A 13,920-nucleotide genomic window follows, 5' to 3' on the forward strand; every position below is an offset into this window, starting at 1 on the left:
AACCAGTAAATAAAGAAGGCTTAACACCGATAATTTATAGAACATTTCTTTTAGCAAGAATTCATTTAGCGAAGCTCCGGTCGTTGGTCAGAGACACAACGACAGCTCACGAGATAAGTTATAATTATTAGATTTTTGCCGATGTTGGTGTTAGCTTCACAAAATAAAAAACTATCCCTGTCAGGGCAAGCCGCTGTTGTAAATGCTGAGCCTGTCGAAGTACGACCAACAGCCAAAGCCAACGCAATTGAAAACCAGTAAATAAAGAAGGCTTTACATCAATCATTTATAGAACATTTCTTTTAGCAAGAATTCATTTAGCGAAGCCCCGGTCGTTGGTCAGAGACACAACGACGGCTCACGAAGTAAGTTATAGTTAGTAGAATTTTTACCGCCGTTGGTATTACTTTCACAAAATAAAAAACTATCCCGATCAGAGTGAGCCGTTGTTGTAAATGCTGAGCCTGTCGAAGTACGACCAACAGCCAAAGCCAACGCAATTAAAAACCTATAAATAAAGAAGGCTTTACATCGATCATTTATAGAACATTTCCTTTAGCAAGAATTCATTTACTGAAGCTCCGGTCGTTGGTCAGAGACACAACGACGGCTCACGAGATAAGTTATAGTTTGTAGAATTGAAAAGTGAAGTATATTTAAGGGCAAAGAAGAATCCCCTATCCATAGCGAATAAAAAAATTTAACTACAACCATCAACATTCATGAAAATCCCCACCATACAAGGAATTATAGACAGGCGTATCCTAATCAACTTTACGGCAGATCCGGAAATAATTAAGCAAATTATTCCTGCGCCATTCAGGCCAAAAGTTTATAACAACAAGGCTATTGTTGGTATCTGTTTGATAAGGCTTAAAAAAATAAGACCAAAAGGGTTTCCTGGCTGGGCTGGTATTTCATCTGAAAATGGAGCACACCGCATTGCCGTAGAGTGGACAGAAAATGACGAAATAAAAACTGGTGTTTATATACCCCGGCGTGATACCTCTTCATTATTGAACAGTCTTGCAGGCGGCCGCATTTTTCCTGGCCTTCATTATCATGCAGCCTTTACTGTAAAAGAAGAAAACGGACATTATCAAATTGCATTTAAAAGTTCGGATGGAACAACTATTTCAATTGATGCAAAGAAGAGTGATCATTTTAACCCAAATTCAATCTTTCAAAACCTTGCTACTGCCTCTGCATTTTTTGAAGGTGGTGCAGTTGGTTACTCTCCGGATGGCGATAAATTTGAAGGGCTTCAACTCAGCATCAATAACTGGAAGGTAGAAGCCTTGGAAGTGACAGCCGTAGAATCAAGCTTTTTTGAAAATGAAAATATTTTTCCAAAAGGTTCAGTTATATTTGATAATGCGCTTTTGATGACACAGATAAAACACGAGTGGCATTCAATTGGGCAAAAAAGCAATCGCCTGTAAAGATACCATCAACACCCATTTTTGCTTACCATTGTTGTATCATTATAACACATCAATATTTAAACCTGGTAACCATTGAATCGCTTTATCTTTTTCATTTTTGTTTCCATCCCATTATTTTGTATCCCCACTGTTTATGCGCAGGATTTGTTTGCAGGTTATGAGCATCTGTTTACACAGCCGCTGCAATACACTACTTACCAAACAAACGGCCCAATACGCATTGATGGTAAATTAAAAGAAGCCTCCTGGGATGATGCCGAATGGTCTGATTATTTTATTGATATAGAAGGCAGCAAAAAACCAGTACCGCCCCTGCAAACACGTTTTAAATTATTGTGGGATTCTCAATTTGTGTACATAGCAGCAGAGTTGCAGGAACCTGCTATTTGGGCAACTCTTAAAAAACATGATGACATTATTTTTTATGACAACGATTTTGAAATTTTTATTGATCCCGATGGCGATACCCATAATTATTTTGAGGTAGAAGTGAATGCTTTCAATACCATCTTCGACCTGTTTTTACCAAGGCCTTACCGAAATGGCGGAATACCTCTGGTCAACTGGGATGTGCAGCAATTGAGATCAGCCGTTTCTATAATGGGTACTATAAACCAAGTAAAAGACACAGATAAAAAATGGCTTGTTGAAATGGCCATTCCATTGCATTCAATAAGTATAGGTGAAAAAGTGCAGGTACCAAAAAATGGAACTTCCTGGCGCATCAATTTTTCAAGGGTTCAATATGACACTGAAATAATTGATGGCGCTTACGTTAAGAAAACAGATACCATCACAAACCGTAAACTGCCTGCACACAATTGGGTATGGTCGCCGCAGGGTGTAGTAAACATGCACATGCCCGAACGCTGGGGATACCTGCTTTTCAGCACACAAAAAACAGGCTCACCTAAAATAAATTTACCGCTGCCAGCGGCAGAAGCATATAAAAAATATTTGTGGTTATTGTTTTATAAACAACAGCAATACCGGTTTCAGCACCAGCAATATGCCACCGAACTTTCGCAATTAACCTTTCCTTCAGAAATTGAGGTTACTGGCTTAAATTGCCATATCGTTTTGGAAGCAACCGGCTTGCAATACACCGCAATCATACAACCAATACCTGGCAATGAGAAATGGCAGATTGACCAGGAAGGTAAAATCAATAAATCAGTAAACAGATGATCAGCAAAAGACAATTTTTAAAATCAGTAATGGTGGCAGGTTTGGCAAGCACCCAGTTACACTTTGATGCGTCCGCCAGTGATGGAGGCTATTTAAAAAAGAATAAAAAGAAATGGAAGCACTGGGTGTGGATCAATCCCAATCCAAACGATACGGAAGCGGAACTGAACCTGTTGTATGCATCTTATCATGAGGCTGGTATCAGGGGTATTTTTTTTGAGGCTGATAGCGAAAAACATTTTGTGCTGGCAAAGAAAAATAAAATAGCAGCCCACCGCTGGATGTGGACCATGAACCGTGGTGAAAAAGAATTACTGGCAGCACATCCTGAATGGTATGCCGTAAACAGAAAGGGTGACTCCTGTGCAGAAAACCCTCCTTACGTTAATTATTACCGCTGGCTTTGTCCATCCAGGGAAGAAGTGGCAGAGTACCTGGAAACACAGGTAAAAAATATACTCAGTAAAGAATATGTAGATGGCATTCACCTGGATTATGTGCGCTATTGCGATGTTATATTGCCATTGAATTTGTGGGATAATTATGGCATTGAGCAAACAAAAGAATTACCAGAATACGACTATTGTTACTGCGATGTTTGCCGGGAGAAATTCCGCCTTCAAAAAGGAACTGATCCTTTGTCCGTTATTTATCCGGAGCAGAATTTATCATGGCGCAGGTTCCGCTACAACAATATTACCAGGATCGTAAACCGCTTATCGGCGGTAGCTCACGAATTTAAAAAGCCTATTACGGCTGCCGTTTTTCCTACACCTGAAGTAGCCAAAAGAAATGTGCGGCAAGACTGGACCAACTGGAACCTGGATGCTGTTTGCCCAATGATCTATCATGGATTTTATAAAGAAGATGTAAGCTGGATAGGTGATGCAGTAGCCGAAGGCGTGAAAGGAATTGGCGGTAAATTTCCATTGTATGCAGGCTTGTATTTATCTGATTTTAAAAGCAACGAAGAAATAAAAAATGGCATTGAACTAGCCATGCAAAATGGTGCGGCAGGTGTTTCAATTTTTGGCAGGGTTGATAATAACATACTGGAAATATTAAAATTAATTTCATAATTCTTACAGCTTATTCTGTTAAGAAACGATTCAAAAAATTAAAAAAAATTTCAACATAAGGCATTATAAAATACAGGTAGTATTTTATAATGCCCATTTTACAACCGTTTAGAAAATTTACTCCGTAAAAACTTGCCCTTTATAAAAGCCCCGTCACACAATAAATTATTGACCAGAAAATTTTTAACCGGCTTTACAAAAGAGGAAAGAAGAAAGTAAAGGTTTTTTTTGAAGCTGATAAAATGGGATGAGCATTAAATATTATTTACTGATTGGAAATGTAATACTTTCGTCTCTATTTTATTTCCCTTTACTGTCAAAGAACATTACCCGATAAATCATTCTCCTAATCTAAAAATATTATGCTAAAAAAAGTAACTGTTTATTTTACCCTGTTTGTGGCTACTTGTTTTTTTACGCATTGTGCAACAATCATTCATGGTTCCAGGCAGACTGTTGTAATAGTATGCGACCCTAAAAAAGCAGCTGTTGATATTGATGGAATAAATGTGGGATACACACCTTACCTGGCCAGGCTAACAAGAAAAAATAAACACCTGGTAAAAATTGAAATGGATGGATATATTCCTTACGAGATAACACTAAAGCGTAAGCTGGACGGCTGGATTTTTGGCAATATCATGATTGGCGGCATTATAGGAATTGCTGTTGATGCGGCAACTGGCAGTATGTTCAGCCTGTCTCCTAAAGATGTTTCTGCAACATTAAAATCAACTAACAAAGTATTTAACCCTACTAAAGATGAAATTTATTTAACGGTGGTTTTGCGGCCTGATGCTAACTGGCAAAAAATAGGACAACTACAAAAATTGAACACTGATAATAATTACAAGAAGCCGACATTTTAAAATATTACAGTAGTCAAATTGAGGGGGGCGATACCCAAAGCTAAAAAAGTACAAGAGGGCGACGCAAGAATGAACCACATACTTCGACTACGCTCAGTACCTTTAGCCCGGACAAAAAATAATTATAATTAGGTAACACAGTTAATTGTGAAACGAAAAAATCCTCACCAAACAGTGAGGATTTTTTTATACTTTTTTTAAAACTTATTGCGCCAGCGATATCCTTATTTGTACGCCTGCCCTTGTGTTGGTAATGGGCGCACTGGAAGAAATATATGGTATCACCCTGCGCTGATCGAAATACAATTTCAGATTTACCCTGCTGTTGAGATAATAATCAATGGTAGGTGTTAATGTAATTTCTTTGCTGCCACCGGTAGGCAAAGTAGCTTCCTGATCCAGTCGGTTATTTACGGTAACATTGTCCCTTATTTTCATATCGAAACGGAAGTTGATCTCATTATCCAATTTACCGGAGCCGCCTTTGCTTAAAAATTTAGGTAGCTTTAAACCGCCAAATAGTTTTAAACCACGTTTACGAAAACCTCCGCCAATAGCAAATTCTGTAGAACGGGTTTCGCTTAACTGAAAATCTATCAGGCTTAAACTTAATGTGCGTTGTTTGGTATAATCTATTTTAAACTGCAACTGGTTGGTAAACATTACATCTACTCCTACCAAGGGCGCAAATTGTTCTGTAATAGTAATATTGGGCACTAAAAAATAAGGGACATAATTTTTAGCAATAGGGTCATAAAAAGATGGATAGCCATAACCAAATCTGTCGGCATAAAAGAGGGCGGAGGTAAAACCATTCATGCTTAAGCTTCCGTTGTATCCGTGTGATATGGTGATGTTGGAAAATATTTTTTCTAACCCTTTAACACGGCTAAGCCCTGTATAATCCAGTTTCCAGTTGGGCTTTGGAAAAAAGCCTTTGTAGGGATTGGATTTAATATTGGGATTACTTTGGTTGATCAGCGAAATAGACTTTGGATCTTTGCCGGAGTACGCTGCAATAAATGCCGGTATCAATACATCGGTGGCATATCGGTTGTAACCATGTGCATAGCCATCTGCATCTGAAGGTACGCCTGCATTGTATTTATTTGCCGTGCCCAAACGTTGCGAAATAATTTGCCGGTAACCCTGAAATTGCTGGAATGTAGCAGAAATTTTATTGGGATCAAATTTGCCAAATAATGTTTTGTAAGAGATATAACTTATATCAAAACTTCCGGTTGAATACGGGCTTAAATGACCAAAATGATTTCCGCTGCCGGTAGTGTCTTTAAATAATTCAGAATAATTTTTGCTGAAGGTTTTATTCAAGTTCAGAGAAATGGTTAAATCTCTTATTGGTTCTATTTGTGCAGTTAATATTAACCGCTGATCGAAAGTTTGTTGAAAGATGGTACTAAAATTACTATCTGATGTAATGATACCTTTTCTAGCTGCCCTGTTAAGCCAATTGGTATCTGGCTGACTGCCCAATACAAAAGCAAGATCTGGTTGCATACTTCGCCAGTTGCGTCCCACATATTGTGTGCTATCCATATAGCCTGGCAAACGGGTATTGGCATTTTCAGAAATAGATACATTTACCTGTTTTAAACTGCTTACAAGTTTACCAAATATCCTGCCCATGTTACCCACTAAAGGCATCGCATTGGGATCTTTTAATTTTTTTATTTTAAGGCGTTTTACCTCCTTTACTTTTATGCCATTTTTTGTTATAAACCTGAAGATGGTATCTGTTCTGGTTTTAACTTCTGCTTTGGTGGCACCTTCTACTTTAGGCTGATCAATAACCTTGAAAAATTTAGATTTATTATATAATCTTGTCAGGTCAAACTGGGCAGTTGCTTCCTTTGAATGCCCGTTTTCTAAAATATTGCCCAACTCAACAGCTAGCCGGCTGGCGCCTATCCAGCGATAAGTGGCCTGGTATTTTACGTTCACTATTGTCCAATCAAGCAAAGGAAATTTAGCGGTAGGTAATGTGTAAGAAAAATTAGCCGTCTGATTGTATAAAGTATTTCTGCCGCCTTTTATTAAATTTCTCCATACCGTATCTTTCTTTTCTCTGGTATCTATACGTCCAAATGGTTCATCAACACGGGCATTATTGGTAGCATTAAAATCAAAATTAATAGAACGGGTAAATGCCCAGCGCAAAATATAATCCCGTTGAAACGTAAAATATTTATCGTAAGTTTCAGGAATTTTATATTTGTCAGAACCCACGCTCCGTGGCCTTATAGCGCCAAACTGCCTTTGTATATCGGCCCTTAAACTTAATTGCGACGGAACCGGATTAAAGTTTAAATCCTTCACCAAATCGAACCAATGTTTTTTTCGTTTGGTAAAAAGTTTCATCTTTTTAAAGGGTTCTATGTATTTTGGTTGTGGCACAAAATTGTAACCCAGCCCCCCACGATGCCTAGTTATTTCATTATTTTCAATTAATGGATTATGCGCCTGAATATTGATATAAGAATAACTGACATCCACATTTTCAATATCATAAATTTTTGGCTTTTTGGTACCTGTTCTATTTTTACGAACGTTGGTAAAATTGACCGTTTTTGTACTGGTAAAATCTACCGCAGCATTGTTGATAGAATCTCGTTTATTAGCTGGAGATACTGAAAGTTTATCTCTTAATTTAATATCCAGATCATAAGGGTCGTACAATGGCTTACTTACTGTTTGCGAATAGCTTGCAAAAACAGGTATGGATATGGCGGCTTTTTTAGGTAATAATTTACCCAATTCAAGATTAGCAGCTACATCAAATTGTGTTAGGTTATCTCTATACCTTTCGCCTACTCTCTGCTCCAGTGTACCAAAGCCTGCACTATGTGTTGATATCGATCCTGTAAAGGTACCAAGGTCGGCAAGGTTCATATCCATTCTTGCCAATGCAGCGTAACCTCCTTTTTCATTGATAGAAGTAAGCCGTAATTCGTTCACCCATATTTCGCCGCAGGCATTGGGATTGTTTACATTTTCAACGCCGATCAATACGCCTCTTAATTCGCCGAGGTTGGGGTCGCCGAGTATTGAATAAGTTTGTCCGTTACTCTGCTTGCTCCTAAAAATAGTCGTAGGTACGCCCTGGATATTTCGCCGCTGCTTTAATTTAGGCAACAGTGTAAGGTCAATACTTAAATTATTGATGGCCCGCCACAACGTATCGTTATAAGCATCACTGTTTGGGTTTAAACTGTTTGCGGAAAGCGGTGTTAAATACAATGGAATTTTAATCTCGTAATAATTACTTACAAAATCAGTTCCTATTCTTATCACTGCATTCAAATCCCTGTCTTTAATATTACTGGGTGATTTGATATTATTTTCTGCGTGGATGAACATAGATAAATTTCCATACTGGCGGATGTCCCTGTTGGCAAAAGTTTGAAATACGCCCCTGGCATCATTTTTACCCATCCCACAAAACTGCAGCGTCATACTTTGTTCATTCTGCAACAGGTTTACACCATTGTTACTTTGCACCTGCTGGCGTTGAATTTCTTTAGGAGTGCGGTATGGCAAAGGTGAGCGCTTATCGTTCTCTTCAATATTTACTGCCCCCACATTGAAACTCACATTGGTTGATATGGGAGAATAAATGCCGGATGAATCAATTTTATTTTGAAACCTGCGCCAGATATTTCTGGTAAGTTCCAGTTTACCAAAACGCATGACTACAGAATCTGAAAAATCAGTCAGGAACATTCTTATAAAACGGATGGATTTAAAGTCTGGAATATTTCCAATTTTTTTATTATAGTTTCCAATTGGTATTCTAAACTGGTACCATGTTTCGTTACGGGTGTTACCATTTACCAGCTTTACCGGTACCACTTTTTTCTCAACAATATAGTTGATACCAATTTGCATTGACGGATCAGTTTGGGGTTTTATATCAACTATATATTGAAAATATTCTTCTGATTCGTTCATGGTATTATCCTTATTCAAATCTTCTGCATCAGGGTATAAAGTTGCGGCAGAAGAGAATATAGAACCATCATTTACTTTTGAATTGCCTTGCGGATTATTAAAGTTTTTATACCTTTTTAAAATACCATCCGTATTGCTAAAAGTTGCATCCCGGTAATGGGTATAGTCATCTTGTGAAGGATCTGCTGTTACTTGTTGCAAAGCAGCACTGTTAAGTATGGGTGCTAATGCAGCCAGGTAAGGGGCTCTCTTTATTTTTTCAGCGGCATCATCCAACCCATCAAAACCAACATCCTGGTATTTACGTTCGGTTGCATCGTTACTGAATGCATTAGTTACCTGTATCGGATTTAAAGGAGCTACACCCCAAACAGTGGTGTTATCTACCGGTGCCGGTGCATTGGGCGTAGGTAATCCATTTTCGTAAAATCTTCTGCCATCTTTTAAAATATCTTCCGAAATATTCCCCAGGTTAAAATATAATTTACCACCAGCTGTTGGAGATACCGGTGTTTTTATAAACGGATCTTGTACCCAAAATTCTATAAACTCTACATTGGCTGTTTCAAAATCAGTTTGGTCGATATTACGCATTAGGCCACCCCATCTTTTTGCCGGGTTTTTTAACCGGTCGTTGGCATCAATACTGGCAGGAGAAGCATCAAAATTATAAGGTCCTTTTTGGGTTGGATAATAAGCCAGATCAAAAGTAGTTAACTGGTTCTGCCCATAATCGGTAGTTCTTTGTGGAAATATTTCGCTTTGGCTAATAAGACGAACTTGAGGGTCACTCAGTTCGTCCCGATTATTGCCTAAAGGATTATTAGCGCCTTTGTATAACTGCAATGCAGGCTCAATCTGGTACCAAGCTAACTTTGCCCTGTTCTTTCCATAATCAAGATTGTTATTCAATGATCCTTCTGTTAAGATAGCTGCACCATTTTCATCTGTAGCTCCCTGAGGCGTAGATGCCAGCGCCCAGCTAATAGCAGGAAAGCGAAGGTCAATCCCCGATTTGCTTCCTTCAAAATCATCTATATAAACAGTGCCCGCAGTACCCTTGCCGATTTGTGATGCATGGCCGGGTTGTAAATAAGCTCCTTCTGCATAAAAATTAATGGTGGAAGGTGCGGTGGTGGAATAGAATGGCAGCTTGTCTAATAACTTAGTAAGCCGGGGTACTTCTTTGCGGTAATTAACATCCAGGCCATACATGGTATTTTTTATAGGGTCTTCTCCAATATTATTTTTTGTAAAGAACGGCCGTTCTCCTAAACGCACAATGGTTCCACCAATAGCCAATTGTTCTTTCAATGTATTTTTAGCCAGGTAATCAAGGCGAAGGCCCATAAAGCTTTTTTGCTGCATGCCAAAACCGGCGTTGTTTTCAAAGTTTACCTGTACCGGTAAACCTGCATTTAATATTGCCTGGTTGGTTACTTTAATGGTACCCAAATCGTAATTGATATCATAGTCTGCTCCCTCAATTAATGTTCGTCCGCCTGCAGTTACCTTCACGCTTCCTTTGGGGATATTATAACCAATACTGATGTCTGATGAGCCGGAAGTACGTGCAGTACCTTTCATTACAAAGCGGTTAAGATTGGGGAACTGCTGCGCCACTGCTTTGATAGAATCATACAAGGCATAATACAAAGTATCTTTGGCTGTTGCAGGCACTACGTTATAAATCTGTGTTGCAAGGTCACGGCCAAAAGGCTGTAGCACCGGAAACACTATCCGGCTGTAAGGGGATAGTACAGTAAAGCCTTCCACATAATCAAATACACCATCCGGCTGCGGATCCATATTGTTATTGAGCCTGTCTAAATTTACCAGCGTTAAAATAGGTGTTCCCTGGTTTTTATCCCCAAATGGTACATATCTTTTCCAGCCAAGGCTGGGCTCCTGGTACAACAAATTCAGTTTAAAGTCTGCTGGTGTTAATGTTCCGTAGCCAACAGAGTATACATTCTTCATCATCAGTTGCCAGATAGGTAACTTGGTACGCTGAGAAGTTGCTTTTAATAATTTAAGAAACAATACCCGTTGTGTTGCAACAGTACTGTCTGGCGGAAGATCCTGCGAAAATTCACCTACCTGAAATATTCTTCCGTTATAAGAATATTGATAAGCCACGGCCAATACTTCATCTGGCTGTAGTGGCTGCCCTAAAGAAATATAACCTACCTGCCGGTTAAATATATACTGGCTTGAATCTAATTTTCGGGCAAATATTTTCTCAAAATCCTGCACTGGTGCCAGGCCAAGTGCCTGTAAATTACTAACTACCAAAGCGGAGTTTCTGTTACCCGGATCAGCAATTATTTTGCTATACAAATCATTTGTTCCATTGGCCGGAGGTGCAAAGTTGCTGGTTACATTAATTATTGGCGGGCCACGAAATGGATTTTTTTCTCCCAAATCCATTAAGCCTACAACATCTCTTGTATTGGTAGTGCTGCCATTTTTATTGGTCACCCAAACCTCTAAACGAAGTATATGTACTGGTGAGGTAACAGCCGGTAATTTGGCCATTACGGTATTGTAATTGTCTTTAAAATATTGTCCCAATAAAAAGTGGCGGTTCTCTTCGTATTCGTCTGCCTTAATATCAATTACCTGGGAGGCTGCCCCACCCTGCAAATTAGCCGTTTGCCTTGCAGACTTTTGAATGGCTAGCACAGAAGTAACATTTAACTTGCCAAATTGCAATTGAGTTTTTAAACCAAACAATTGCTGTGCCCCCGGAATAAAACTACTTCGGGATGCAAATTGAACTGAACCAGCTTCTATACGTTTAATAATTTCATCATCCACACCAGTGTAATCCAGTTTCAACTGATTGTCTTGTCCAAAATTGGCCAGCGTATTGTAATTAATGGGAAATTTTAATTTGTCGCCGATATTGGCATTTACATTTACCTGGGCATCGTAATCAAAATCAAATCCGCCATTTTTTCTTGCCCTTTCCGGCAAGGTGGGGTTTTTTATATTTTGCCCCTGGTAGCCTGCAGTTATACCAACATTTCCCTGCGGGGCAATCTCAATTTTTCCATTACCAAATAAGCGGTTAAACAAATTATCGTACAAGGATAATTTTGGCTTGGTCAATTTACGGTTAAGCAAACTCATAGTATTTGCCCGCTTTTTAAAATAGTCTATTTCTGATTGCCTGCCCCGCATTTGCCAATATTCATCAAATGTGTAGGTAGTTGGGGTACGGTAATATTTATTGCCAATTTTTTCATACAAGGTGTACAAATGGGTGCTGGGGTCGTAAACCACAGAGTCTTTAATGTTGGATGGCTGTTTAAAATCGTAGGTGCTTTTAACACCACTGCTCATAAAGTCGCCCCTGGTATCGTGGATGGGATAAGGAAGCCCGATAGGCAAAGTTGTATCGCCTGCAGCAGAACGCTTGGGGGTATTATTATTTTGAGCAGAAACAGCCAGTGAAATAGATAGTAACCACACTACATATCCCAATCCAAAGCCAATTTTATTTGGTAATAATTTTCTTTTGAAAAACATCCGGTAAATCAATTAAAGTAAAATTCTATCAAATGGCTTTTAGCGCTTTTTTTATTAATTCTTCTAAATTGTTTATGTTAGGATCAATGTGGTTAATTTTTTGAATAGCCGTTTCCGCCTGTGGACGGGATATGCCTAATGAAACTAAAGCATTTAACGCATCCTGCTGTAATCTATTGCCTGCTGTTACAGGTATGGCAAGGTCAGTTGCAGCTTTATTTACTTTATCTCTTAATTCCAGCACCAGTCTCTCCGCAGTTTTTTTACCAATTCCTTTTACGCTCTCCAACAACTTTACATTATTTTGAACAATGGCTTTACTTACTTCATCAGGTTTTAAATGAGACAGCATCATCCTCGCAGTAGCTGCACCCACTCCAGATACGCTGATGAGCTGAATAAAGATTTCCTTTTCTCCCTTATCAAAAAAACCATATAAAGTGTGGCCGTCTTCTTTTATTTGCAGGTAAGTGTATAATTTCCCTTTTTCTAAATTTTGAATATGTGTATAGGTGTTTAGGCTGATATTCAACTCGTACCCTACCCCGTTTATATCTACATAAACTTGTGCTGGATTCTTCATTGAAAATTTTCCTTCCAAATAGGCGTACATAATGTTCCTTGAGTGTGCCACGAAAATACATATTATTCGTGAGGGATGAAGGCTCGGTCTATTAAATTATCTTAACCAGCTCTTTATATCGACTAATTTTTGAAAAAAAGAGCGTCTTTAGTGAAATTTGATGTAACAATTTTTAATGTATTTTTGCCCACTTTAAAGGAAAGTATGAAATTATTTCCAAATACATAAACCTTTTATTAAATATGCAAAAAATTACAGCAGCAATTACTTCCGTTGGCGGATATGTACCTGAGTATAGATTAACCAATGCTATACTGGAAACTATGATAGATACCAACGATGAGTGGATTAAGTCCAGAACTGGTGTGGAAGAAAGAAGGATTTTAAAGGGTGAAGGCTTGGCCACATCTGATATGGCGGTACCTGCTGTGCTGGAAATTTGCAAAAAAAGAGGAATTGATCCATCAGAAATAGATTGTATGATTTGTGCAACCGTAACACCAGATATGGTTTTTCCGGCGACTGCTAATATTATTTGTGATAAGATAGGTGCCATAAATGCCTGGGGATTTGATTTAAGCGCTGCCTGCTCGGGTTTTTTGTATGGACTAACTACGGGAGCTGCTTTAATTGAAAGCGGCCGCTATAAAAAAATAATAATAATTGGTGCAGATAAAATGAGTGCCATTGTTGACTATACCGACCGTACTACTTGTATCATTTTTGGTGATGGTGCCGGGGCAGTTTTATTGGAACCATCTACTGAAGATGTTGGTGTTATGGATAGCTTATTAAAAAGCGATGGTGCTGGAAAAAACTATCTCCACATGAAAGCCGGGGGCTCTTTAAAGCCAGCTTCTATAGAAACAATACAGGCAAAACAACATTATATTTATCAGGAAGGCCAGCCTGTTTTTAAAGCGGCTGTAAAAAATATGGCTGATGCTGCCTATGACCTGTTACAAAGAAATAATTTAACGGGGGATGATATAGCCTGGCTGGTACCCCACCAGGCCAATAAAAGAATTATTGATGCTACTTCTAGCCGCATGGGCATTCCCAACGAAAAAGTAATGATTAATATTCAACGCTATGGCAATACTACTGCCGGTACCATTCCATTGTGTTTATGGGAGTGGGAAAACAAATTGCATAAAGGTGATAAGATTGTGCTGGCCGCTTTTGGTGGCGGATTTACCTGGGGAGCAACTTTGGTTAAATGGGCTTATGATACTGCAACGGAAAATACAACG

Annotated in this window: 7 protein-coding genes; 5 read left to right on the forward strand and 2 right to left on the reverse strand. The window is 38.7% G+C overall.

The features are described from left to right. Positions 1–722: 722 nt before the first annotated feature. From H7254_RS10640 to H7254_RS10655, 4 genes are all read left to right on the forward strand, one after another. On the forward strand, positions 723–1,442 hold the full coding sequence (locus H7254_RS10640; protein ID WP_301932946.1) for a DUF2071 domain-containing protein: 720 nt from the start codon (positions 723–725) through the stop codon (positions 1,440–1,442). Positions 1,443–1,517: 75 nt separating this feature from the next. Then, positions 1,518–2,633 carry a carbohydrate-binding family 9-like protein gene (locus tag H7254_RS10645; protein WP_301932947.1) on the forward strand — a complete coding sequence of 372 codons (1,116 nt, stop codon included), beginning with the start codon at positions 1,518–1,520 and terminating at the stop codon, positions 2,631–2,633. Continuing rightward, positions 2,630–3,712, forward strand: coding sequence for a family 10 glycosylhydrolase (locus tag H7254_RS10650; protein WP_301932948.1), 1,083 nt, complete (start codon positions 2,630–2,632; stop codon positions 3,710–3,712). Before H7254_RS10645 ends, H7254_RS10650 begins: the two co-directional genes overlap by 4 nt. Positions 3,713–4,074: 362 nt before the next feature. Beyond that, positions 4,075–4,581, forward strand: coding sequence for a PEGA domain-containing protein (locus H7254_RS10655; RefSeq protein WP_301932949.1), 507 nt, complete (start codon positions 4,075–4,077; stop codon positions 4,579–4,581). A gap of 204 nt (positions 4,582–4,785) precedes the next feature. On the opposite strand, the gene sprA is transcribed toward H7254_RS10655, so the two are convergent. Both sprA and ruvA read right to left on the reverse strand, forming a co-directional pair. Beyond that, positions 4,786–12,084, reverse strand: a complete 7,299-nt coding sequence (gene sprA / locus H7254_RS10660) for a cell surface protein SprA (RefSeq protein WP_301932950.1) — start codon at positions 12,082–12,084, stop codon at positions 4,786–4,788. 28 nt (positions 12,085–12,112) lie between these two features. Continuing rightward, on the reverse strand, positions 12,113–12,697 hold the full coding sequence (ruvA, locus tag H7254_RS10665) for a Holliday junction branch migration protein RuvA (RefSeq protein ID WP_301932951.1): 585 nt from the start codon (positions 12,695–12,697) through the stop codon (positions 12,113–12,115). Between the two features lie 212 nt (positions 12,698–12,909). Between ruvA and H7254_RS10670 the strand changes: the two genes are divergently transcribed. Further along, a partial coding sequence (locus H7254_RS10670) for a beta-ketoacyl-ACP synthase III (protein WP_301932952.1) occupies positions 12,910–13,920 on the forward strand: 1,011 nt, incomplete at its 3' end.

The sequence above is a fragment of the Ferruginibacter sp. genome (genome assembly GCF_014377975.1).
Classification (GTDB): Bacteria; Bacteroidota; Bacteroidia; order Chitinophagales; family Chitinophagaceae; genus Ferruginibacter.